The organism is Citrobacter amalonaticus (assembly GCF_018323885.1).
GTDB classification, from domain to species: domain Bacteria; phylum Pseudomonadota; class Gammaproteobacteria; order Enterobacterales; family Enterobacteriaceae; genus Citrobacter_A; species Citrobacter_A amalonaticus.
This window is the reverse complement of sequence record NZ_AP024585.1, coordinates 3,785,341-3,808,308: the sequence shown is the minus strand read 5'-3', so window position 1 is coordinate 3,808,308 and position 22,968 is coordinate 3,785,341. Positions and strand designations below refer to the sequence as shown.

20 protein-coding genes and 1 pseudogene are annotated in these 22,968 nt (G+C 50.6%); 9 read left to right on the top strand and 12 right to left on the bottom strand.

Annotated elements, in window-relative coordinates:
• Positions 1–101 precede the first annotated feature (101 nt).
• Positions 102–1,532, bottom strand: coding sequence for an aspartate ammonia-lyase (locus tag KI228_RS18035; RefSeq protein ID WP_104010296.1), 1,431 nt, complete (start codon positions 1,530–1,532; stop codon positions 102–104).
• A gap of 138 nt (positions 1,533–1,670) precedes the next feature.
• Between KI228_RS18035 and KI228_RS18030 the strand changes: the two genes are divergently transcribed.
• The 3 genes from KI228_RS18030 (at position 1,671) to KI228_RS18020 (ending at position 4,125) form a co-directional block, all read left to right on the top strand.
• Complete coding sequence (locus tag KI228_RS18030; RefSeq protein WP_042999418.1) at positions 1,671–2,606, top strand: LysR family transcriptional regulator; 936 nt, start codon at positions 1,671–1,673, stop codon at positions 2,604–2,606.
• An 88-nt stretch (positions 2,607–2,694) separates the two neighbouring features.
• Complete coding sequence (locus KI228_RS18025) at positions 2,695–3,000, top strand: antibiotic biosynthesis monooxygenase family protein (RefSeq protein ID WP_042999419.1); 306 nt, start codon at positions 2,695–2,697, stop codon at positions 2,998–3,000.
• A gap of 489 nt (positions 3,001–3,489) precedes the next feature.
• Positions 3,490–4,125: an acyl-homoserine-lactone synthase gene (locus KI228_RS18020; RefSeq protein ID WP_042999420.1), complete on the top strand. Its 636-nt coding sequence runs from the start codon at positions 3,490–3,492 to the stop codon at positions 4,123–4,125.
• A gap of 13 nt (positions 4,126–4,138) precedes the next feature.
• Here KI228_RS18020 and KI228_RS18015 read toward each other — a convergent pair whose 3' ends face one another.
• Positions 4,139–4,822, bottom strand: a complete 684-nt coding sequence (locus KI228_RS18015) for a helix-turn-helix transcriptional regulator (RefSeq protein WP_192926969.1) — start codon at positions 4,820–4,822, stop codon at positions 4,139–4,141.
• 517 nt (positions 4,823–5,339) lie between these two features.
• Between KI228_RS18015 and KI228_RS18010 the strand changes: the two genes are divergently transcribed.
• The 3 genes from KI228_RS18010 to KI228_RS18000 all read left to right on the top strand — a co-directional run bounded on the left by KI228_RS18010 (position 5,340) and on the right by KI228_RS18000 (position 9,544).
• On the top strand, positions 5,340–6,758 hold the full coding sequence (locus KI228_RS18010; protein ID WP_061069625.1) for an MFS transporter: 1,419 nt from the start codon (positions 5,340–5,342) through the stop codon (positions 6,756–6,758).
• A 1-nt stretch (position 6,759) separates the two neighbouring features.
• Positions 6,760–8,523, top strand: a complete 1,764-nt coding sequence (locus tag KI228_RS18005) for a sulfatase (RefSeq protein ID WP_061069626.1) — start codon at positions 6,760–6,762, stop codon at positions 8,521–8,523.
• 109 nt (positions 8,524–8,632) lie between these two features.
• Positions 8,633–9,544 carry a LysR family transcriptional regulator gene (locus KI228_RS18000; RefSeq protein ID WP_044327020.1) on the top strand — a complete coding sequence of 304 codons (912 nt, stop codon included), beginning with the start codon at positions 8,633–8,635 and terminating at the stop codon, positions 9,542–9,544.
• On the opposite strand, the gene KI228_RS17995 is transcribed toward KI228_RS18000, so the two are convergent.
• The 10 genes and pseudogenes from KI228_RS17995 to KI228_RS17950 all read right to left on the bottom strand — a co-directional run bounded on the left by KI228_RS17995 (position 9,529) and on the right by KI228_RS17950 (position 19,705).
• Entirely contained in the window at positions 9,529–10,950 is a 1,422-nt protein-coding gene (locus tag KI228_RS17995) for an EAL domain-containing protein (RefSeq protein ID WP_061069627.1), read from the bottom strand. The two genes, KI228_RS18000 and KI228_RS17995, sit on opposite strands and share 16 nt — an antisense overlap.
• Before the next feature lie 16 nt (positions 10,951–10,966).
• Positions 10,967–11,872, bottom strand: coding sequence for a fimbrial protein (locus tag KI228_RS17990; RefSeq protein WP_141227641.1), 906 nt, complete (start codon positions 11,870–11,872; stop codon positions 10,967–10,969).
• A 16-nt stretch (positions 11,873–11,888) separates the two neighbouring features.
• A complete protein-coding gene (gene fimG / locus KI228_RS17985) occupies positions 11,889–12,389 on the bottom strand; it encodes a type 1 fimbrial minor subunit FimG (protein WP_044254116.1) in 501 nt (166 codons plus the stop codon).
• 12 nt (positions 12,390–12,401) lie between these two features.
• Entirely contained in the window at positions 12,402–12,929 is a 528-nt protein-coding gene (gene fimF, locus KI228_RS17980; protein ID WP_042999429.1) for a type 1 fimbrial adaptor subunit FimF, read from the bottom strand.
• Positions 12,930–12,939: 10 nt separating this feature from the next.
• A complete protein-coding gene (locus KI228_RS17975) occupies positions 12,940–15,561 on the bottom strand; it encodes a fimbrial biogenesis usher protein (protein ID WP_104010297.1) in 2,622 nt (873 codons plus the stop codon).
• 72 nt (positions 15,562–15,633) lie between these two features.
• Complete coding sequence (locus KI228_RS17970) at positions 15,634–16,338, bottom strand: fimbria/pilus periplasmic chaperone (protein WP_371320509.1); 705 nt, start codon at positions 16,336–16,338, stop codon at positions 15,634–15,636.
• Between the two features lie 56 nt (positions 16,339–16,394).
• The gene (fimI, locus tag KI228_RS17965) at positions 16,395–16,934 is read right to left on the bottom strand and encodes a type 1 fimbrial minor subunit FimI (protein ID WP_061069629.1); all 540 of its coding nucleotides are present in this window, start codon (positions 16,932–16,934) and stop codon (positions 16,395–16,397) included.
• Between the two features lie 68 nt (positions 16,935–17,002).
• On the bottom strand, positions 17,003–17,551 hold the full coding sequence (gene fimA, locus KI228_RS17960) for a type 1 fimbrial major subunit FimA (protein WP_042999433.1): 549 nt from the start codon (positions 17,549–17,551) through the stop codon (positions 17,003–17,005).
• A gap of 481 nt (positions 17,552–18,032) precedes the next feature.
• Positions 18,033–18,642, bottom strand: a pseudogene (locus KI228_RS17955) (tyrosine-type DNA invertase).
• A gap of 457 nt (positions 18,643–19,099) precedes the next feature.
• Positions 19,100–19,705, bottom strand: coding sequence for a tyrosine-type DNA invertase (locus tag KI228_RS17950; RefSeq protein ID WP_042999435.1), 606 nt, complete (start codon positions 19,703–19,705; stop codon positions 19,100–19,102).
• Positions 19,706–20,493: 788 nt separating this feature from the next.
• Here KI228_RS17950 and KI228_RS17945 point away from each other — a divergent pair.
• The 3 genes from KI228_RS17945 (at position 20,494) to KI228_RS17935 (ending at position 22,911) form a co-directional block, all read left to right on the top strand.
• Positions 20,494–21,069: an LOG family protein gene (locus KI228_RS17945; protein WP_061069631.1), complete on the top strand. Its 576-nt coding sequence runs from the start codon at positions 20,494–20,496 to the stop codon at positions 21,067–21,069.
• 566 nt (positions 21,070–21,635) lie between these two features.
• The gene (locus KI228_RS17940) at positions 21,636–22,178 is read left to right on the top strand and encodes a fimbrial protein (protein WP_042999437.1); all 543 of its coding nucleotides are present in this window, start codon (positions 21,636–21,638) and stop codon (positions 22,176–22,178) included.
• A gap of 67 nt (positions 22,179–22,245) precedes the next feature.
• Entirely contained in the window at positions 22,246–22,911 is a 666-nt protein-coding gene (locus tag KI228_RS17935; protein WP_042999438.1) for a fimbrial biogenesis chaperone, read from the top strand.
• Positions 22,912–22,968: the final 57 nt, after the last annotated feature.

Here is a 22,968-nt window from a genome sequence, read left to right as displayed (position 1 = left end):
TGCTCTTTGTTATATTTTATTTATCGGCAACGAGAGGGTGAGGTAATGAATAGGGAATATTCATTACCTACAGTTAACGCTTATTTCTCGATAACAGATGATTACGACATATTCATTTCTGTTTGATAACGTTTAATCGCTGCCGTACTCTTTTGCGGATCGGTCATATTCATCGGATCAAGCAGATAATCCGCCTGTTCCGGTGTCAGCAGTTTTTCTGCCAGCACGACCTGCTTTACGCTGCACTGCTGTTGATACGCGGTTTTTGCAATTCGCGATCCCATCTGATAGCCAAACAGGGTTGCCACGACGGTGGCCAGCGCCGTACTCTCCTCTGCGTAGCGAGCACTCACTTCTTCATTTATCGCGATATCTTTCAGACATTTATCGATGAACAGCGGTATCCCCCGGCTCAGTAACGAGCAGGATTCGAAGAGCGCCTTTAGCAACACCGGTTCCCACACGTTCAGGTCAAGCTCGCCGCCCTCAACCGCCATGGTTACCGTGACGTCATTACCGATAACCTGATACGCAATTTGATTCATCAGTTCGGGCATGACCGGGTTAATTTTGCCCGGCATGATGGACGAACCCGGTTGCACGGCAGGGACTAAAATTTCATTAAAACCAGCGCGCGGCCCTGAACCCTGAATACGAAAATCGGTCGCCATTTTAGAGAGAAAGGCGGCGATTTTCTTGAGCTGTGCGGAGAATTCAATATAGAAGTCACCGTGTTGCAGACCATCGAAAAAATCCGCTTCCGGGCGATATGGCTCGCCAGTGAGGGTCTCCAGCCATTGATACACCGCCGGAAGATATCCCTCATGGGTGGACAACCCCGTACCAATCGCCGTCGCTCCCAGGGGTAAATACAGCGCCTCCTCGTTGACCTCGGCCAGTTTTTCCCTAAGCCGGTTGACCTGTGTGCGATAGGCGCCAAACTGTTGGCCAAACGTCATTGGCACCGCATCCTGTAAGCAGGTGCGGCCTAATTTCACTTTGTCGGCAAACTCACGGCTTTTAGCCGCCAGTACGGCTTCCAGTTTTTCCAGTTGCACCAGCAAATGCCTGATATTCGTGCGACTGGTCATTTTCATCGCCGCAGGAATGACGTCGTTGGTCGACTGTCCCATATTAACGTGCGTATTTGGGTGAATCGCATCATATCCCCGTACGCCGGTGAGCAGTTCATTCGCGCGGTTAGCCACCACTTCATTCATGTTCATATTGGTCGAGGTGCCGCCGCCGCCCTGAAAAATATCAATCGGGAAATGGGCGTCAAAATCGCCGTTCATCACCTCCTGCGACGCCGTCACGATGACGGCGGCTTTCTGCTGATCCAACGCGCCAATTTGCGCGTTGGCCTGAGCAGCCGCCTGTTTTATCGCGGCGATTGACCACAGGAAATGCGGAATGTCCCCGGCCGTTTTCCCCGAAACTGAAAAATTCAGTACCGCCCGTTGCGTTTGAATACCGTAGTAGGCTTCCTCCGGCACCATTAACGTTCCTAATAGATCCTTTTCTTCACGCATCGTTATGTCTCTTCCTGTATTAAGGTGTATCGCTACCTTAATTGGCTGGCAGTACAGATAATTTGAAGTGGCTCAAAGAAAAAAAAGCATTGAAAAGATAAATACTCATTATTAAAAAATGTAATAGTAGAGGCGGTAATGAAGGATATTAACTTCGATTTTAAGCAGTTACAGGCGTTTTTAGCAGTCATTGAGACGGGGTCATTTACCGCTGCGGCAAAGAAACTCAACCTGACTCAATCCTCGATTTCTCAGCAGATCGCGAATCTGGAAAATGGCTTAAAGACTGAAGTGATTAACCGTTCACAGCGACCCATTCAGATGACGATAGCCGGGCAGGCGCTGTACCCGCTGGGAAAAAAGATTATCGATAGCGGTGTTTATCTGCAGGAACATATCAACGCGATCAGTCACGGGCATATTTCACATTTGAAAATCGGCTTTGTGGATTCGATCGGTAAATCTATCGGCCTGGATATCCTGACCTTCCTGCAACCGCAGGTGAAACATATTTTCCAGGTTACCGGTACAGCATCGGGGCTGCTTTCCGCGCTGAATACGGGCAGCATTAACCTGGCCATCACGATGCTGCATACCGAGATGCCGCCTAATGTCAGAATGTACCCGCTGATTGAAGAGGAGTTTCTGTGCGTTTGTCCCAAAGCCTGGCCGGAAACGCGGCTGGAAGAGTTGTGTAAAAACAGGGACTACATCGCCTATACCCGCAATACGCCGACCGGCATCCAGACGCTCAACTGGCTGAAATGGAATAACCTGTCTCCGTCTATCCAGTTTGAAATGGATAATGCTGATGACATTCTGAAATTAATTTCCTGCGGCTACGGATGGACGCTGACCACGCCGCTGTTTATTACCACACTTCCCGCCTTTACTGACTCGCTGAAGATCATCCGGATCAACAATCGCAAAGAACGCCGCAAAATTGTCCTGCTCTGTAAGGATGATGAACTGTCTGAGTTCTATAAAAACCTGGCGATTGAGGTCCAGTCAATACTGGAAACGAAACTGGAACAGGGGTTCTACAGTAAGCTCAATGCGGATGTGCCGTCATGATCCCTAACCAGGCATGATTCGGTCTTCAGCGAAGTATTGCCCGGTACTTACCGCTAAAGTAGCGGAAATGCTAACCCAGGAGATTGTTATGATAGCGGTGATTTTTGAAGCGGATGCAGTACCGACTCAGCAGGAGCGATATTTACAGCTTGCCGCTGAACTCAGGAACGAACTTGTTAATATTGAGGGCTTCATTTCGATTGAGCGTTTCAAAAGCCTGAGTACGGAAGGGAAGATTTTATCGCTTTCCTGGTGGGAGAGTGAAGACGCCGTCGCGGTGTGGAAGAGCAACATGAAACACCGGGCAGCGCAAAGGGAAGGCCGGGAGTCGATATTCTCTTTTTACCGCATCCGCGTTGCGCACGTTCTGCGAGATTATTCATCGGAAGGATAAAATTCGACCATCTTACGGAAGCGTAACTTCCGCTGATCTCACGCAATCTTTGCAAACAGGACTATTTTCTTACAAGAGAGAAATAAGGATGGAGGTAGAGGGACAGAAAGAGAAAATGGCGCGTGATGTAAAAGGATGTGATCGAGCGAGGAACAGCATTGAGCTTAATAGTTAACTCAACCTTAAATATTACCCCTTGAAAATACAAGGGGCAATATAATAAGGTAAAATATTTGATATTTGTCGTGTTTTAATAGTTTTTTATTGATTAAGTGCTTATTGCATTCTGTACCCGGGAGTCTAAATGTTAGATAATCTCGGGTGGATTTATCCCTGGTGTTACGTTGGTCTTTGACCGCCTGACTAGTATGTGCCGCGAGCGCTATTAGTCAGGTATTTTTTAAGTATAAGGAAGACCCGACCTGAAAAAAAGCTGTCCTAAAAGACAGGGGATAATAATTTCGGAATGTTATTATCAGGAATGAATAAATGAACTCTTTTGTTGAGTTTTTTTTGCTTGATCGCGATGAGTTGCCGTCAGGTTTTGCCACTGAACTCTACCGCCTGAGAAACCGAACATTTCGTGAGCGGCTCAACTGGAAAGTAGAATGTACTGATGGCCTGGAAAAGGATCAATTTGATAACGAAAACACGACTTACCTGTTAGGGATGCATGAGGGAGAAATCCTGTGCGGCGCCCGATTTATCGATGCCACGCAACCGACGATGATCAGCGAAATATTCCATGAGTACTTCGATAATATTACGCTCCCTACGGATATTCCCTGCTGTGAAGTGAGCCGCCTGTTTTTAGATAAAGAGAGACGTGATTGCGGAAACCTTCGTGGGATGCCCGCCAGTAAGGCACTGTTTCTGGCAATGATCGTCTATTGCATGAAGAAACAGTATCGGGGCATGTTCGCCGTTGCCAGTCGCGGTATGTATGCCATTTTCCGTCATGCGAACTGGAAAATTGACGTGATTCAGAAAGGACTTTCTGAGAAAGGTGAAACTATCTACTATATTTTTATGCCGGCGAGTGAGAGCGCAATTGAGAGCATCATCAGCAAAGATAAGGCCAGCCACTGGCTCCGCGAGATACTTCAACAACTTCGCCGTCTGTAATCCCGCACGGAGTTCAGTTATCCAGTAATCTGAGCTCCATTCCAAGTTTTACCGCATGCCTGGCGTTGTTTACGCCCAGCTTTTTCATTGCATTGCTCATATGAAATTTCACGGTTCGCTCTGCAATTGACAATATAACCGAGACTTCGGCATAGGTTTTACCCGCACTAACCCACTTCAAAATTTGTCGTTCGCGCGGTGACAAAAAAACGTTCTTTTTCTGATGCACTTTACTGTAAAGATTAAGGGTCTTTTGATGTAACTGAATGAGAAAATGCATGAAGTGCGCGCGGCAGGCTTCCATCTCTATCCCCGAATCCTTCTGGCTGATGATGGATAATACGACAAGATTATTCAGATAGTCATGCAGGGGAAACGTCTGACCCTGATAAATATTGTGTTCAGAACTTTCACTGAAAATGCGCGTCAGGTTATAACCGTTCGCCAGCAGCACCTTGTTCTCCCAGAAAAAATCTTCAACACTGCTTAAAGCCCTAATAATAACAGGGTCAATAAACTGGTATTTTCTTTCAAGATAGATGTTAAACCACTCAGGATTATTATTGATAATCTGCATTTGCGAGGGATCTTTCTTGTTCATAATCGCATATGCGTAGATCGTATTTTTGTAGTCCTTAATGAACGCATTCAGTTCATTCTGGATTAACGCATTGATCCCTTCATCGTTGTAATACATATCCTTCACGCCAGTTGCTGCCTCTGAGATGAGTGTTTGAAAGAGTATAGCCTGCCTCGTTACCTGACAAAATGGACTTACCCCACAACAGTCGATATTTCCTGCCCTTATGTCAAATTGTGTATAAAAACGCCAGGACTGAGGTTCACGGCATGACCGTCAAGTTGGCCCCGAAGGTTCGTTGAGCCGAGCGGCACAATCGGATGCCAGACATCACGAACAGAGGAGCGTAAAAACAGAGTGTGGGCCAATGTCAGGCCATTGCGCCACCCGTACTGTCGGTGGCGGAAATTGAACCAGGGTCACAAATATGAATATTGTCCAGCGGCGCGTTTAATCAATGCCGGTTACGGCTGCGGAATAAAAACTGAATAATTACAAAATATTATTTACCCACGCGATGCGCAGGCGCGGGGGATTATAGGTTTTTACTATAGGTTCAGGATGCAAACAATTGTCGTCCCGAGTCTCTCTTTTTTAACAATAAGGAGGCCATACAAAATACAAGGACAATAAAATGGAACGTCTGACGGTCTCTGACAAACTCTGCTACGCGATGGGGGGCGGATTTGCCTCCAACCTCAGTTTTTACGCGATGCTGGTTTTCTTTATTACCTATGCTTCTGATGTCTATGGTGTGAATCCGGCCACGGTGGGCGCCATCACGCTTGCCGCACGGGGGATTGATGCGTTTATCGATCCGGTGATGGGCGCGATGGGTGACAGAACCCGGACGCGACTGGGTAAATACCGCTTCTGGATAATCACATCAGCACCGGTACTGGGTTTTACAACCTGGATGGTTTTTGCCTCTCCGGATTTCTCCGCGACGGGCAGGGTGGTTTATATCGCCTGCGTTTATATGCTCTACTCCCTTGTCTCTACCGTGTCGAATATCCCGTACCACTCATTAACGGCCTACATTACAGACAAGGTCAATGAACGCAGTAATATTGTGTTATTCAAGCAATTTACCGGGATTATCGCCCAGTTTATCGTCAGCGCGGGCGGCATTTATATTTTATCTGCATTCAGCCAGACCCGGGATGCGACGGGCAATGTGGTGGTTGATTTTCATAGCTATCACTACCTCGGCATTTTATTTGGGGTTGTGACCACGCTGGGATTCTGGATTTGCGCTTACGGCGCCCGCAGACAGGATAACTGGCAACGTATTGTGCACGATGAAAAGGGATTACAGACCGACCCGTCGGGCGAACAGCAGAATATTGTGGTGGCCGTTTTCAAACAGCTGTCGCTGGCTTTTCGTAGTCGTTCACTGGGATGCCTGGCGTTGGCCTCTTCGGCGAACACGCTGTCCTTAGCGATTACCGCCGGGGTGACCGTTCAGTTTTATACGTGGGTTCTCCACAATACAAAGCTGGTTGCGACGGGAGCATTACTGAATATGCTGTTTGGCGCATCAATATATCTGCTGGTTAAGTGGTTAGTATCTCGCTATGGAAATAAAACGGCATTTGTGATCATCTGTTTTATTGCCATGGTTCCCTCGCTGATACTCTGGCTCACCTTCTCGCCTGAAAATGTCACCTTTACTTTGATACTTCTCGCCTGCGTGATGGCGTTTTGTCAGGGCGGGTCGCTGATTACCTGGATGATGGTCACTGATTGCGCGGATGAATTACGCTGGAAAACGAAAAAGAATGCCGCCGGAATTGCCTCCTCCACATTAACGTTCTCCAACAAATTTGGTTCTGCGCTGGGTGCCTTTGTGCTGGGCGGCGTCCTTGATCTTATTGGTTATCTACCCGGCGCGCAGGCGCAAACGGCGGGAACATTACATGGATTGCTTATTTTGATGGTCCTGACGCCGGTTTGCGGGCAACTCCTGTCACTGTTTTCGATGATTTTTTATACCCTGAACAAAAAAAAACATCAGGCGATCTGCATGAAACTGCTCGGGGATGGAGAGTAATATGAAAGTTGTTATGCTGATGTTTGATACCCTGCGTCGTAATAAGCTCCCGGCTTATCAGGCCGACGCATTTCCTCTGCCTAATTTTAAACGACTGGAGGGGAAAACCGTTCGTTTTGATAATTTCTATGTTGGCTCAATGCCCTGCATGCCAGCCCGACGCGATTTGCATACCGGACGGTTGAATTTCCTGCATCGCAGTTGGGGGCCGCTGGAACCCTTTGATGACTCTATTTTTGAAATCATTAAAAAGCACGGCGTCTATTGCCATTTAATTACCGACCATCAGCACTACTGGGAAGATGGCGGGGCGACCTACCATAATCGCTACAGCAGTTATGAGTTTATGCGCGGACAGGAGGGGGATCTCTGGAAAGCGAAGATTGGCTTCGACGGCGCCCGTGAACTGGATTCATGGAAAAACGCCGAACCGCTGCGCCGTAATATGATCGAGCACGATCAGATTAACCGCAGTTATATTCGTGAAGAGAAAGATTTCCCGCAGGCGCGCTGTTATCAGGCCGGGCTGGCTTTCCTGGCGGAAAACTATCAGCAGGATAACTGGTTATTGCAAATAGAGAGTTTTGATCCGCATGAGCCCTTTTATGTGCCGGATCGCTTCAAGCGCATGGTCGATCCTGAACTGGTCAATAACCCTGACGACTGGCCGGAATACAGTTCGACAGAGAGGATCAATAATCCGCAGAAAGTGGTGAACGGTGAAAAGCATTATCAGGCGCTGATGTTGATGTGCGATGAATATCTTGGCCAGGTGCTGGACTTTTTCGACGCACATCATCTGTGGCAGGACACAATGCTTATTGTGAATACCGACCACGGTTTTATGTTTGGTGAAAAAGAGTGGTCGGGGAAAAGCGTTATGCCGGTGTATAACGAGATTGCGCATGTCCCCTTCTTTATTTGGGATCCCAGAAGTCGACGGGCTGGCGAGTCGCGAACCCAACTGGCGCAGATGCACGATCTGGCGGTGACGTTGCTGGAGGCGTTTGGCATTGAGAAAACGCACAACATGACAGGCAAGGCATTGTCTCCGGTCATAGCGCGACAAATGCCGATTAAATCAGAGGCTATTTTTGGCTATTTCGGCGCGCATGTGTCGATCACCGATGGTCGCTATGTCTATATGAGAGGGAGCCAGTCGCCGGAAAATACCCCGCTATACGAGTACACGCTGATGCCGATGCGCATGCGCAGGATGTTTAATCTCGCTGAATTGCAGGAAGCCACTCTGCATCCTGGTTTTGTCTTCACCCACCAGACGCCGGTGCTGAAAATCCCGGGTTCCGCCGGTTTTTACAGTTCTTATGCGCACGGCAATTTGCTGTTCGATTTAGCTCACGATGCGAAGCAGGAGCATCCGCTCTGCGATCCTGAACGTGAAGCGCTGTTTATCCGCAAACTGTCGCAGGCAATGCGTGAGGCGCAGGCTCCGGAAGATGAATGGCGGCGTCTGGGGATCCCCGTCGACGACGCGCGTATTGACGCGGAGTTCGTGCGACAGGAACATGAAATGCGCAAACGGGTGATGCAGCAGTATTTAGGCTCTCTTGCCTGCCTTGATATGCATCCGGATACCCGGGCATTGCTCCTTGAGATAGCGGCCTGCCCCGGAGGGGATAAATTCCTTCAGGATCTGGCAACGATCTCCGGGCAGCGTAGCATCACCAAGCAGGCGGTGAAAGCGCTGTATGACAGCGGTGATTATGAGTCGGCACTATACGGACTGTTCAATAAACCCTACTGAGTCTGCATGCCTCACTCATCCGGGAGCCCGATTTTGCCGGGGCTCCCGTCTATTTTCATCGCTACGCATCAGGCAGGCATTATCAATCCCGGAAACCGTGGTGAGGCGAATGTATTTACACAAATTAATTTTTCAGTTCAAAGTGCTGGTGGATAAAAAGACCTTTACCTCGGCGGCGGAAAGTCTGTTTATCTCTCAACCGACCCTAACCCAAAATATGCAACGACTCGAGTCGGAGTTGGGGATCCCTTTGTTGTTCCGTGAGGGGAAAAAGATTTCCTTAACGGTTTATGGCGAAAGCCTGTATCAGCATGCCTGCCTGCTGGATCGCAATTACCAGCAGGCTTTACTCAGTATTGATGCGATAAAGCATAGCCACAGACAGCAACTGGTGATCGAGTGCGGGCACGCGTGGAGTCATGGCGTCTTATTTCATCTGATGAAGGACTATGTGAGGCTGTATCCGCAAATCCGGATGGTGATCAAAAACAGTAATACTGCACTGGGGCAACAGCATTTACTGAAAGGCGAATGCGATCTTGCGTTAGGGGCGATACCCGCTGCGGAAAACAGAATTGCGGCAATAAATTACCTTCCCATCTTCACGACCCGGTTTGTCCTGTATTGCGCGAGCGATCATCCGCTTGCGTATGTGCCGCAGATTACCGAAGCGCAGCTTAATCACTGTGAGTGGGTCATTCTTAAGCATGAATCGGAAAACGAAGAGTTTAACGATCCTTTGCTTTGTCCTATTTCGCCAGAAAAGGTCAGATTTGAAGTCTGTTCGGTATCGAATGCTATTGCGCTGGCGAAACAGACGCAATGCATTCTGGCGCTTTCCATACATCTGGAAGCCGAAGCGCGTCACCGTGGTCTGCGTCGCCTCAATCTGGCGAAGAACATTCCCTCTTTTGATACCGGCATCATGTACATAGACGATGTGCTGAAGTATGACCATAAGAAAAAATTTATTGAGACCATCATTTCGTCAAAAAGCATGTTTGATCAGAATGATATGTAGCGGTCCACAAACCGTTCAAGCATATTCCCGCCTACCGGCGGGGAGATGAGATATCCCTGAAAGCGATCGATACCTAATGCTTTCAATATCGTAAATTTCTCTTCACTGTCGACCCCTTCGGCAACGCAGCGACTACCGGTCAGCATACAGTAATAGTTCAGGCTTTTTATCAGCGCCAGCGCGTGTGGATCGCGTTGCATCTCATTGATAATACACATATCCAGCTTATATTCGTTAAACTGGATCTGCCTGACCGGAAACATCACGCTACCTTGTGAGAAACAGTCATCGAGCATAATCCGAAAGCCGAGCCGTTTTAATTTGTCGATGTTCGCGGCGGTTTTTCCCCTTTGACTGAACTCGATGGTCTCAGCAAATTCCAGCACCAGTCTGTCCGTTTGCTGTGGCGACACCAGTTGCTGTTTCGCCGCTTCCAGCATTCGTGGAAGGCATTCATGGCTGGCGAGGGCGGCAGGGACATTAAGTGAGAAATAAAACTCCCCGGGATGCTGGTTGATTTTCTGTATCGCTTCCTGCAAAACAAATGCGGTCAGCACCTGCCAGGCGTATTCAGCACGTATTTGTGGCAAAAATGCGCCGGGTTGCAGGACCGTACCCTCGCGCCGCCAGCGTGAGAGTATTTCCATCCCTTGTAAACGGTGGTGGCTATCCACAATCGGTTGAAACACCGGAAAGAGTTGCCGGCAACGGATGGCATGGACGAATTCACGTTCGAAGGCGGATAACGCATCGCTACCGCTTCTGTTCAGCCGCGTTTCTGGGTTGCCGGGAAAGTGTGTCGCCAGTTGCGGGAAATGTTCCGCCATTTTTTTAAGTCCTGAAGTTCTCTGATTATAAAGGGTTTTTTGGCTTATGCCTCGCTGTTGCGCCCGTTCAGGGATGTTGTATCCGTGCAGCAAATCCACAATGGCGTTGAGCTCCGGTTTGCTGAGGCCGATTGTCGGCTTGCCATAAATCAACGTCTGGTTATCTGCGCATTGGCCCAAAGGAGGGACATCCTGCAACCCGTGCCCGCGCAATAGCGCGGCAATGCAACGTGTCGGTAAATCCGAGGCGACGGCCCGGATTTCCGTCAGCAGACGGCGACGCGTCACAAGATGCTCCAGCGTGTGCCACAACCAACGGTCAGGACAGCGGCTGAGGATAAGCATCGGCAGGGGGACAGCGGCCTGTTCCAGCAGAAGCGCCGCCTGCTGCAACGTGGTGAGCAGCCAAAGGGGATCGTCAGGAAGAAACACCACGATCCGGCGTGCTGACGCCAGTGCAGGAAGCGTTGAGATATCCAGCGACGGCGAATTAAGCAGCACCAGACGCTGGCGGTCTGGCGTCATCATCCTCGCGAGACCTTCGGCGGCACAGGGGCAGGGGGACAAAATGTAGTCCATCCCCGGCTTTCCCACATCACTGATAAACAAACGTCACCCCAATGATTGACTGAACATTGCCTGCCGTCACTTGTCCGCTGGTTCGCGCGTAGTTAGCCGTTAAGCCGAGGCTCACGGCAGAGGTGCCGACCGTGCCTAATGACACGGTGCTGTTGGCGGGGACGATGGTACCGTTGCGCGTGAGCTGAACACCGATGCCCTTCGCGGGCGAAGACGACGCGGTATTGGTAAAGATCGAATTGGCGGAATCTGCGGTGGTGCCGGAGAGGTAATACGTCAGATTTTGGCTCTGCGCGCAGTAGACCGTCAGCGGAACGGGGGCGGAGCCCGGATAGTCCGGCAGCGTAACCGTGACGTTGCGGGAGGAGACATCGCAGCCGCCAGTCGGAATGACCACACTATTGTTCGCATAAATGCTCCAGACGAACTGAAAGTCATCGCTGCTTTTGTTGTTGGTCTGGCGGAGAATGAGTTTAGCAATAAGCGTTCCTGCACTGATTGCGACGCCGCCCGCAGAGCTGATTGGCGTCAGATACAGGACGGTCGGCCACGGCTTATCGACTCTCGAGTCATAGATCATCCGTGCGGTTTCGCTGGTGGTCGGAAACGGGTAGCTGGAGCCGTTGTATCTTACGGAGCCGGAAAAACTCGATAACACGCCGCCGTAAGCGGACCCCTGCTGAAGGGTGACATAGTCAGTGATGGTTTCGGGATAATCGTTATGACAAAAAATCTGCGTTGAGAGGTCGACCACCAGGTTTTGCCCGACGTTAACCGCAGGCGAGAGATCAACGTAGACGTTCGCGCTACCACCGCCAATGGGAATGGTCGCGCCGCTGGCGGTTTTGCACGCAAAGGACCAGGCATTGATTGACCAGCCCATCAGCAACAGTGTCGTCAACAGGGTTACGACTCTTTTCATCAACATACTCTCCTGGTCATGCATAGGTATAGGTCACGTTAATCACCGCCTGGATCGTGCCCTGGGTTGCGCCGCCGTTGACCGATAACGCCCTGACCTGCAAAGGAAAACGGGCGGATTGCGAGGCGTCATCCACCACCACTGATTTTGTCGCGCCGGTGTTCAGTCTGTTACCGCTGTCATCCTGGAGTTCAAGCTGGATATTTCCGGCAGTCCCCTGGTTTTTGTAGTAGCCCGTGCTGTCGGCGGTACCGCTGAAGCTGGCGGTGACGCGCGAGGTGCCCACCGGACAATTGCTTAGCTCAAGCGCCACGCTGTGCCACGCGGAGGAGGAACCGGCATTGACCAGACTGAAGGTGTAGAGATCGCCCAGTTCGACGGTGGCAGTGGTGGTCGACACCGTGCACGGCTTGGCGACCACTTTCCCGTTCACGGTAATGGTCACGTCAGCCGCCTGCACAACAGCAGAAGCGGCAAGGATGACTGTCAGTAGCCACCGGGGTTGAAACCATTTCATCAAAGCCTCCGCTTACTGAAATTCAAGAGTGAATGTCGCTGTTGCATTGACGTGTCCCGGCGTGACGGGGAGCTGCGTTGCCATCAGGCGGGCATAAAAGTTAAGCGTATTGGTCTGACCGGGCGTCAGGGTCGTCCACGGAAGGGTGGCGGACCCGGCATTCAGCGGCAGTGTCGTTTGCTGGCCGTTGAGGATCTCGATTCCCATTCCTGCCGCCGCCGATGTTCCGCTGTCGAGTTTCAATAAGCGGGTGTTATCGTTGTCGGCAATACCGATAAAACCGACTTTTACCGCCGTGACCGACGTGCCGCAGGGAGAAAGCACAATACGAAACGGGACGACAGGCGTGGTGGCGCCGATATGGCTGAACTGTTTAGCGGCGTTATCCAGCAAATCGACGGTAAAATCTTTCGATTCGCCCGCCACGGCGCAGGCGTTATCCCTGACATATCCGCTGATCGTGATTGTGCTGTCGGCGGCGAACGCACTGGCGCTGACCAGCGAGAAGATGGCACCCAGCAGATAAAGACGTTTGTTCATCATCTTGTCCTTAGCGGCATTGCGCCGTGAGCTGGCTGAGCAACTGTTGTTGGTTTTCTGCGGATAAGCGGTACTCCGCCACACAGCTGGCGTTTGCGCCGTCACCCCATTTCACCCGAACCTTGCCTGCCAGCGGCATACCGCTCAGATAAACCTGACCGTTATCGGCGACGATGCTGCTGCTTTGGCTGCTGTCGGCGGTTACCATTGCGCCGAACGGCACCGGCTTGCCGTTATGGATGAGCGTCATCAGCAGTTTCATCCCGACGTAGGCGTTAAATTCCGCCCGGACGATCGCGCCGTGCGTGGGGACGACGTTGACCACTGCCTCATCCAGATCAACGTTATCGGCGAGCGTATTGGTATCCAGCGCCACCCGGTTTTCCCGGTACTCGGTGGCGTAAGGCAGCACCGCATAGCCACGCCAGTCAGTGCGTACTCCGGTCTGGTTTTCCACTTTCGCGCCCTCAGCGCCGGGAGCCTTAATCAGCACAACCGTGTCATTGAGTGGTTGGCTCAGCGTGACGCCATTAGCATGTGCCAGCACGCCGCCGCTCATCCCGTAATAGAACTGTTTGAGTCCGTCGCTACGGCTGTAACCGACGTTGGCATTGCCAGAACCGCCGCGATAGTTCAGCGTGGCATAGCCAGTGCTGCTGCTGTTACCTTCACCACCGCCCGCATAGCCGGTTTGCACGCTGTAGCTGAGGTTATTGTCTTCCAGCACGGTGCCATACAGCCCCGCCAGGTTGGTCATTCGACCGTTGAGGTCATTCGACATGCTGTAGCTGGCGCTGGCGTGTCGCCAGACGGACTGACTGTCCGAGCGCAGCCAGTGGCTGAAAGGAATATTGACGTTAATAGCCAGCATCTGGTCGCGACCATCCTGCCAGGCGTTTTTGGTCAGGCTGTAGCTCAGCGTCCAGTTGATATCGCCGATGGCGGTATTCAGACCGGCCTGCAATTGTTCATCAGCGCTGTCGGTGCCCCAGTAAGTCTGGTGGCTTCCGCTCAGATAGAGCGTGGCGGTGCGGCCTAACTGCTGGGTCAGGCTCACCTGCACTTTGCCGCGCTTGTTATAGGCGAGGTTGTAGTAGTCCGTGAATTTCGGCTGAACCTGAATCACGCCATCCTGCGTTTCGACGTCATGGCCGCTCATCCGACGGTAAGTGGTATCGGCAAAGCTAAAATATCCGCGTGTGGAGTAGCGATAGCCCACCAGTTGGATATTCGTGCCAACGTCGCTGAGTGATTTGTTATAGAGGAAACGCACCGACTGTCCCTGATGTTTGCTGTCATCGGGCAGAGTGGCATTGGCCTGAGTGATGTCCACCGACAGCGCCCCCAGCACCCCCATGTTTTTCCCCACCCCCAGATTGAAGGCGCGGTAGCGGTCTGCCAGTTGTGTACCGCCGTACAAGGTCCAGCCAGCCGGGAGGCCGTGGAGTATGGTGCTCTGAAAAAAGGTCGGTTCTTCCTGCTGATCGTTACCGCTACGGTACTCTCCGGCGGAGACGGCATAGCGGGTATGGCCTTCACGTTGCAATACCGGGACTGAGGAGTAAGGAACGGTGAAGTTCTGGCTGCTCCCGTCGGCTTCCTTGATGGTAACCTGTAGATCGCCGCCGTTACCCGCGGCATACAGGTCGCTAATGCTGAAGGGGCCAGGCGGTACCGTGCTGTGATAGATCTCATAGCCATTCTGTTTGATGGAGACCTGTGCCGTCCCGCGCGCAATCCCATGGATCACCGGGGCAAAGCCTTTCTGGCTGTCCGGCAGCATATTGTCATCAGATGCGAGTTGCGCGCCGCGGAAGTTAATGCCGTCAAAGACATCGCCGTTGGTATAGCTGTCGCCGAGTGTCAGGCGTGAGCGCAACGGCGTGATGTCTCTTTCCAGCCAGGTATTAACGTGCTGCCATTTGTTTTCATTGCTCGAGGCACTCCCGCCGCTGCTGTAGCTCCAGGTGGTATTGTCGCGCAGACGCCACGCGCCCAGATTAAGGCCACTTTGCAGGTTTAAGTAGGCGTAGTTGCTGCTGCCGCCGACGTCGTTCTGGACATTGTTGCCGGTGAAGTTGTAATTCAGTAGCCCGGCGGTAATCCCATGATCCCAGCGTTCCGGCGGGATATAACCGCGAGCCTGATTTCCCATAAAGGCCTGAGGAATCGTCAAATACAACCGCTGCTGACCCACATCTAAACGGGTGGTGGCGTCAGGGATCATTTCCGTTAACGGGACACAGGCATCCGCTGCCAACACGTTCATTCCACTGACGGCAGCGGTGTTCAGCCCCATTGTGGCGAGCTGTTCACGCGTCAGGCACGGGGTTAGTTCGCGGTGGTTGTCGCTGGCATGAAAAGTGACGTCGCGGGTGGTCATAAACCCCTCGTTCAGATAAATATCGACGCGATACGTGCCGGGGGGGAGCTCATGTCCCTTTTCAAAACCGGAAAGATCCGCGACGGCAGCCGGATCGTCCGCCAGAAAGCGCGGGTTAAAATAGAGTTCTGCCTGCGCGGAAAATGTGTGTGAGGCAAGCAAAAAGGCAAAGGGGATCTGCGCCATTGCGCCTGACAAAAGTGGTGCATAACGCCGCCTGTGGACGAGTCCAGGTTTCAGATATGACATAGTCCCTCCGGTTCAAAATCGCCCGGCTGTCAGTTCTTTTTTTATTCAGGGATCACGCGGATTCCCTGTTCGTTATCGCAGTGCGCCTTTCATGCGCGGCGTGAGTGCGCCATAGTCATTAATGGTTTTATAAGTAATCTCGCTGCCCGCATCGGCTGGCAACTTCACGCGGGCCTCACCCAGGGGAGGCACGAGGGCATTTTCCAGTACCCGGGTGCCGGCATTGAGTTCGGTCACCGTCAGGTAGTACGGCGTTGGGTTGATCAATGTGAGCGTGCCTGCGCTGCGGCGGAAAGTGAGTTTTTCTGCGGCCTGATCTGGCGGCAGCGCGAGACCGGCTGGACGGTAATACAGCTTGATACGGCTAATAATGGCCAGTTGCAGGGTGTTATCGCTGAGCCTGGATTTGTCCATCGACGGAATGGCTTTGACGTTCATCCAGAACAGACTCTCGCGGTCCTGTGGTAACTGATTGTTGGTTGCATCAAGGATGCGTAAGGTGTTCTCCTTTTTTCCCTGCATGGCAAACAGCGGTGGTGTGACCACAAAACGTCCGTCTTTGACGCCCTCGGCATTTTCTACCCAGGACTGGATCAGATACGTGCTGCTGTCATCATTATTGGTGACCGCCAGTTGAACCTGTTTTTGACCCGCCGGATAAATCACCCGTATTGCCCCCAGCGCAACGCCAGCTTCAGCCGGTGTGAATAATCCCATGACGGCTATCATCAGCATCCCGCCCAGCAGGTTGCGCATCATGGTGCGTGTTTTTTTCATGTTTATCCTTGCTGTATTCACCGTCGTTTCCTGTATTTGCTATCTCTGCGGGGTTGTTACTGGTAGGTCAAAGAGAACCAGGCTTGTGCATTCGCGACCCCACCGGTGACCTGACGTCCGGTAGAACGGTATTTCGCAACGAAATGCAGTGTGGTTGGCCCGGAGTAAAGCCGTGCCCAGCTCGTCGGTGGGCCGTTAAGTGGGAATTGGCTACCCTCTTTATCAAATAACGCTATCCCGATACCGCTGGCGATCCCCGGACCTTCTCCTACGGAGAGAACGTCAGGGTTTTTACCATCCGCGACGCCATGAAATGCCACGCCGACGCGTTGACTTACGGCGGTACTGCACTCCTGAAGCTGAATATCGAAAGAAACCGGATTGATATCCTCCCCTGGCGCATGAAATCGATTGCTGCTGATCTGACCCATTTGCACGGTCATCTGGCGATCGCCAGCTTCAACGCGGCAAGATTCGGCAATAATGACCCCCTGGAAACGCATGTTTCCGCCAGGTAACGTCACGTTCCACTTGTTGCCGGCCAGCGCGCAGGCGGGAAGTAAAAGCATCAGCAGACCTGATTTCATCCTTTGCATCGTTATCACCTCAGTCCCATTACGGATAACAGGCCTTCCTGGCCCCTGGTGCATCCATGCGTGATGAATTACTCGTATTGAACTTTGAAGGTGGCGTCTGCGTTAGCGGTACCGGCAGTTGCGGCGCCCGTGGCGTAGTAACGTGCCTGGAACGGGATGATATTCGTGCCATCGTTCAGGGTTGTTGCTGCGCTAAAGGTTGCGCCGTCCAGCGCCAGTGGGGTGCCTTTGTTGTCGAGGATCTGGACGCCAACGTTAGTGGCACTACCGGCAGCAGAGCCCTGCAGTGCCAGTACGGTGTTGTTGGTGGTATCAACGGCCGTGCCAGAAAACGCGACAGAGGCTTTGGTTGACACGCTGGTATCACAATCATCAAGCTGAATGTTGAAACCGACCGCAGAACTGGTGCTGCCCGCAGTAGCCAGTTTTGCCGAACGAACCTGACCAAGCTGAACGGTTTGTTCGACTGAACCGGCGTCGACGGCGCAGGCTGCGTTAACGACTTCTCCTTTAAAATGCACTGTACCGCCGTTTACCGTGGTGGTATCGGCCAGAGCCGCCGCGGAGGTCAGGGACAGGGCTGACATAGCAACGATAGCCAGTGTTTTAATTTTCATGCTGTTTTCCTTTAAACAATGTCGATATCACGAACCGAAATGGCCAGTCGTTGTGCCTACCAGGCATTCCATATTTCAGCCGAATGGGGCGACTGCCGGTTCTGCACAGTTTTTACCCAATGAATGAGTCAATTGGGGCCATTTTGACTCGTTGGTATAAACGGCTTTAAATGGCATATTATTTCTTTCTTATTGGTTTTTTGTTTCTTATTGTTGCAATTTTTTGATATAAAAAACTGAAAAATAGTTTTATGTAGATGACTGAAATGGTGCAGGAGTCAGGTGGAGAAATGGTGAAAGCGCGTAAACGGCGGTGGTAAATGTGAAAAAATGTTGGAGGTAATACTATTCTAATCAATGAGATAAAGAGTGTTTATCGATAATTCCTAACTTGTTAGTTGCAAAGCTTTACTAATTCTTTTTATGATATAAACAGTTTGGCCCCAATTGACCTGTTCAGGTAAAGACTTTCCTTTTTATATCAATCCGTTAGCTTATTTCTTTTTCTCCTGCGAAATGACCTCTAACAGGCTGCTTCTCTCCCATAATCCGGCGAAACGTGCGGCGTTGCTGGCGGTATAACGGACGGTATGGCGAATATTTCGATGGCCAAGATAATCCTGAATCAGTCGCGTATCGGCCCCCCGTTCGGCAAGTTCATAACCGCAGGCGTGACGGAGCATATGGGGGTGAGTATGGGTAACGGTTCCAGCATCAACCCCCGCAGCCCGAATAATGCGATATGCCTGCTGGCGAGAAAGCGGTGTCCCCCGGCGGGAGATAAACACGGCGTCAGTGCGGCCTGCGCCTCTCCAGCCTGCGCGTTCCTGACTCCAGCGTTCAACGGCCTCACGCTCATCAAAACGCAGTGGATGAATGGTGGAAAACCCGTTTTTCAGTCGACGGACATTGATTCGTCCCTCGTTGAGATCGAGGTCGCGATAATGCAAATCGAGGAGTTCACTGATGCGCATGCCGTGACGGAACGCCAGCAAAATAAGACAATAATCTCGCTCTCCGGTTGCGCCATGTCGGGCAGCCTGCATCATGGCTTGTACTTCTTTGCCAGTAAGATAACGACGTCGATTCACAATGCATTACTCCTGAAATATGTTTCTGTTAATGAACACCTGTAGAAAACATCATGCGATTAAAAAATAATCCACGATGTTAAAGGCATATTATATTTGAGGGATTAATCACCGTTGGTGATTACATCACTTTTACATACGTAGCTATTATTACCACGTGATAAGTCTTATTTTTATTGATTTTATCAGGTGCGACAATAGCGGCTGTTGTAGACAAAGTCAGGTGTATAAATTTAAACGAAAAATAGTTACAGAGGGTGAGAAGGTGGCGAAGGTTTGTTTGACGAAAAGGTCATGTTGAAAAAAGTATCCTGATTCATTACATGGATATAATAAAACTGTTTAATTCTGCTGCAAATAAGGATGGAAGTGAACAATAAGCATAATAAATATATGGTTAAATATTATTAATGCTTTGTTTATCGTGGTTTTAACACCATCCATGGTGTTGTATCTGTCACAGTGAAATAGCATTATGCTGTTTGAGTTTAGCGTCATCCCAGATACCGTAAAATCGACCAGCGTTACTGGCGGTGTACCAGACGGTATGGCGAATGTTACGGTGTCCCAGGTAATCCTGGATGAGACGGGTGTCGATCCCCATATTGGCTAATGCAAAACCGCATGAGTGACGAAGCATATGCGGATGAATTTCAAGCGGGAGCCCAGCGTGATCGCCCGAGGCTGAAATGATTTGATAAAACTGTTGGCGAGAAAGAGGGTTTCCTTTTCTTGATAAAAATAGCCACTCACTGTTGGCATGAGGATAGTCAGTTCGTATAGTCAGCCAGTTTTTTAACGCCTGAATTTCTTCTCTTAATAATGGATGTGTTGTCGAAAAACCTTTTTTCAGGCGGTGAATATAAATACATCGAGATTTAATATCAATATCTGATATTTGCAGGCGACAGATTTCACTGGCACGAAATCCATGAATAAAACACAATAAGGTCAGACAGTAATTGCGGGCAGCGTGTGGTCCCGTGTTTGCTGCTTTGAGAAGTGACTCTATTTCATTTTGAGTCAGGAAATTCCTCTTCTTATTATCGGCGTTATTTTTCATTAGGTTCCCTTTTGATTGCAGGTGCGCAAGCGTTCTGCTGATTTCCATTAATCCAATGGTCTTATCCGGTTTTAACTCATGATTTATTTGTACTGCACGGTAGGCGCTAATCGTATGCAACGTTGCTTCGCTACAGAAGGACGTGAGCGGATAATGAAAATGGCTGTATGTTGTTTCGTCATAACGTCGTGACATTATCGACTGGGTGCCTCCTCTGGTCTTGTGTTTTTGCTTATCTTACTGAATCAATAAACGTTATTGCTGTTCTACGATCGAGCCCATTCCGGAATACCCCGAATGATGAGCAAAAGGCTTTGCTAAGGACGAAAAACGACATGGCAACCTCGCTAGCATTCACTGTAGAACTACAACAATGAGTAAACAATACTGCAAAAAACACGGTGAGAATAGCAATAATAAGTCATATAACCGCTTTAGAGGCGGGATCTGGTATTTAGCCGTGAGCAGATTGATTCCCGTTAACCCGCAGAAATTGCATTAGTACGGGTATATTTGGCGGATGAGGGCGTGTGGCTGAAATTAGCCTGTCTTTAAGTGATGAAATGTTTTGCGACAAATAAAATGCGAGCGAGGGAATAATAACGCCTGAAACTACTCTTATTCATCTAAGGCGTTTATGCGTATCGTTCTGGTAATTACTGGAAATCACCTGGTCAGTACTTTCATCTGGCCGATCTCACATAGTGTATTGAGCCCCTTTGCATTATGCTGTTTCGACATTGAGTGAATGAAGATTTACGGATTAAGTAATTCCCAAAGGAAATTATATGAAGTCTATCGGTATTTTTTGCGGTTCATCTGAAGGCCATTCTTCGGTTTATATGCAGGCCGCGCGCGAAGCCGGAACCTATCTGGCTCAGGCCGGGCTGGGCATTGTTTATGGCGGTGGCCGGGTCGGATTGATGGGGGCCGTGGCGGATTCCGCCCTGCGACACGGCGGGCACGTGACGGGGGTGATGCCCGTGTCTTTGGTTGAACGTGAAATTGCGCATACCGGGCTGACTGATTTGCAGGTCGTTGAGAACATGCACCAGCGTAAAGATCGCATGGCGGCATTGTCTTCTGCTTTCATCGCCTTACCCGGCGGGGCAGGCACGTTGGAAGAGATTTTTGAGCAGTGGACGTGGGGACAATTAGGCATCCACCACAAGCCCTGTGCGTTTTATAACATGAACAATTTTTATCAACCGCTGCAGGTCATGGTACAGAAAATGGCCGATGAAGGTTTTATGAAGCAGAGCTACGTGGATATGCTGTTTTTCTCCGATTCGTTGTCGGAAATTGTTGAATATTTTTCGACATATACGCCGCCGACCTCCAAGTGGACCGTGACCCAGAAATAAGACGACTCATTGTGCTCCTGAAGAGCAGAGGATGACACCTGTCACTGACATGCCCCCGCCCAGGCTATGGCCTTCCGGGGGCATTTTTACGCCGGATTCATATCGATGGTTAAAAGGGCGCCTTCCCCCCAGGAATATTCTTAATTTCACTTAGGCCAGATGCCCGTCGGGCAAAAAAAAGCCCAGAAAATGATCTCTTTTCTCTCTATATGTTGCCATTATGTTTATTTTAACCGTTGCCCCAGGGGATGTTGATACAGTTAATAAAAAAATGGCCGCGAATATTAATGTAGACTTTTATCTTACGGTGTTGGAGAAAATTCAGTGGTATTGCAATTGGTAACATAGAAAAATATTATTTTAATCACGGCTAACATGGCAGCGATGCAAGTTTTTATTAAAAGGCCATGTTTTGTCTTTGCCGCATTACCACAGCAAGTAAAACCTCGTATTATCACGACGGGATTGTGAATATTATCAGCAGGAGCATGCGAAGGGAGAAACGCCAGAACAATTTTTGTATTGGCGAAAGTAAACATTAATAATACGTTTAAATGAGCGAGATAATGAAGAGTCAAATTCGTATAGCCGCGTTTCTGGTCAGCGCAATGGCGTCTGGTGTCGCGCTGTCAGCGGTTTCTGGGGTGCAGGGGACCGGTGGTACAGTGGAATTTTCCGGTGAGATTGTCGACAGTTCCTGTAATGTCACTACGGGGTCAAAACATCCCACCGTGGATTTAGGTCGATGGGCAAAAACCTTTTTTACCGGTACAGGGGTGGAAACCACGAAAACGCCTTTTACCATCAGCGTAGATAATTGTCCGGCGTCGGTGAAAACGGTGGCCGTGTTATTTACGGGGGTGACAGATGCGAATAATCCCGCACTGCTGGCATTGAATTCCAGCTCCATCGCAACAGGTGTCGGTATCAAATTATATAACGCCGGTAGCGCGCCTACGCCAATTACGCTGGGCTCAGTGTCTGCCGCTGCGAATGTGGTATCAAATAAAGCCGACCTGAAATTTATGGCCGATTATGTTTCCACGACCACGAATGTGACAGCGGGCAGCGCTAACGGCACTGCTGACTTCCTGATGGTATACAACTGATCGACACTCTGAGCAGGCTTCCGGTCTGCTCAACGCTTTTTTCTTCTTTTCCTGATGGTCACACTTCATGAAACAGTTTATCGCCGCAATGACGGCATCGTTAATTCTGCTGAGCGCTACCGCGCAGGCAGGCATTGTCATGGGTGGAACCCGTGTTGTTTATCAGGAAGGGAAGCGCGAAGCCACCATGACGGTGACGAATGCCGACACGCAGACGCCGTATCTGGTGCAATCATGGGTGGAAAACGCGAACGCAGAGGATAAGCGGCCAGTGCCGTTCGTGGTCACGCCGCCGCTGTTTCGTCTTGAGCCGGAACAGCAAAACGTCCTGCGTATTACGTTTACGGGGGGCGCATTGCCTGCCGATCGGGAGTCCATGTTCTGGCTGAACATTAAAAGTATCGCCCCGACGCAAAAAGAGGACGCCAATAAACTGCAGATTAACGTGAAGTCTCGCTTCAAACTTTTTTATCGCCCGCAGGGGCTGAAAGGCGAGGCAAAAGACGCCTGGACGCAGTTGACCTTTACCGTGCAGGGAAACCAACTGGTGGCGAACAACCCGACGCCGTATCACATCTCCTTGTTCTCCCTGACCGTGGGCGGCAAAGCGCTTGCCGAGCCGGGGATGATCGCCCCGCTGAGCACGCGTCGCTGGACGATCAACGGCAGCGGCCCGGTGACATGGCGGGCAATCAATGATTTTGGCGGCGTGACCGACTCCGCGCAACAGTGATGTCAGGCAACCTTCCCGTGAAAAAGAGAACCGTCCTGTTATCGGCGGATAGCGCGA

Bases quoted from the DNA above. Each gene is read 5' to 3' on its own strand.
- KI228_RS18010 (WP_061069625.1), top strand. From the start codon at position 5,340: ATGGAACGTCTGACGGTCTCTGACAAACTCTGCTACGCGATGGGGGGC.
- KI228_RS18020 (WP_042999420.1), top strand. From the start codon at position 3,490: ATGAACTCTTTTGTTGAGTTTTTTTTGCTTGATCGCGATGAGTTGCCG.
- fimF (WP_042999429.1), bottom strand. From the start codon at position 12,929: ATGAACAAACGTCTTTATCTGCTGGGTGCCATCTTCTCGCTGGTCAGC.
- KI228_RS17970 (WP_371320509.1), bottom strand. From the start codon at position 16,338: ATGAAAAAAACACGCACCATGATGCGCAACCTGCTGGGCGGGATGCTG.
- KI228_RS17990 (WP_141227641.1), bottom strand. From the start codon at position 11,872: ATGAAAAGAGTCGTAACCCTGTTGACGACACTGTTGCTGATGGGCTGG.
- KI228_RS18030 (WP_042999418.1), top strand. From the start codon at position 1,671: ATGAAGGATATTAACTTCGATTTTAAGCAGTTACAGGCGTTTTTAGCA.
- KI228_RS17935 (WP_042999438.1), top strand. From the start codon at position 22,246: ATGAAACAGTTTATCGCCGCAATGACGGCATCGTTAATTCTGCTGAGC.
- KI228_RS18005 (WP_061069626.1), top strand. From the start codon at position 6,760: ATGAAAGTTGTTATGCTGATGTTTGATACCCTGCGTCGTAATAAGCTC.
- KI228_RS17945 (WP_061069631.1), top strand. From the start codon at position 20,494: ATGAAGTCTATCGGTATTTTTTGCGGTTCATCTGAAGGCCATTCTTCG.
- fimG (WP_044254116.1), bottom strand. From the start codon at position 12,389: ATGAAATGGTTTCAACCCCGGTGGCTACTGACAGTCATCCTTGCCGCT.
- KI228_RS17940 (WP_042999437.1), top strand. From the start codon at position 21,636: ATGAAGAGTCAAATTCGTATAGCCGCGTTTCTGGTCAGCGCAATGGCG.
- KI228_RS18015 (WP_192926969.1), bottom strand. From the start codon at position 4,822: ATGTATTACAACGATGAAGGGATCAATGCGTTAATCCAGAATGAACTG.
- KI228_RS18035 (WP_104010296.1), bottom strand. From the start codon at position 1,532: ATGCGTGAAGAAAAGGATCTATTAGGAACGTTAATGGTGCCGGAGGAA.
- fimI (WP_061069629.1), bottom strand. From the start codon at position 16,934: ATGCAAAGGATGAAATCAGGTCTGCTGATGCTTTTACTTCCCGCCTGC.
- KI228_RS17995 (WP_061069627.1), bottom strand. From the start codon at position 10,950: ATGGACTACATTTTGTCCCCCTGCCCCTGTGCCGCCGAAGGTCTCGCG.
- KI228_RS17950 (WP_042999435.1), bottom strand. From the start codon at position 19,705: ATGAAAAATAACGCCGATAATAAGAAGAGGAATTTCCTGACTCAAAAT.
- KI228_RS18025 (WP_042999419.1), top strand. From the start codon at position 2,695: ATGATAGCGGTGATTTTTGAAGCGGATGCAGTACCGACTCAGCAGGAG.
- fimA (WP_042999433.1), bottom strand. From the start codon at position 17,551: ATGAAAATTAAAACACTGGCTATCGTTGCTATGTCAGCCCTGTCCCTG.
- KI228_RS18000 (WP_044327020.1), top strand. From the start codon at position 8,633: ATGTATTTACACAAATTAATTTTTCAGTTCAAAGTGCTGGTGGATAAA.
- KI228_RS17975 (WP_104010297.1), bottom strand. From the start codon at position 15,561: ATGTCATATCTGAAACCTGGACTCGTCCACAGGCGGCGTTATGCACCA.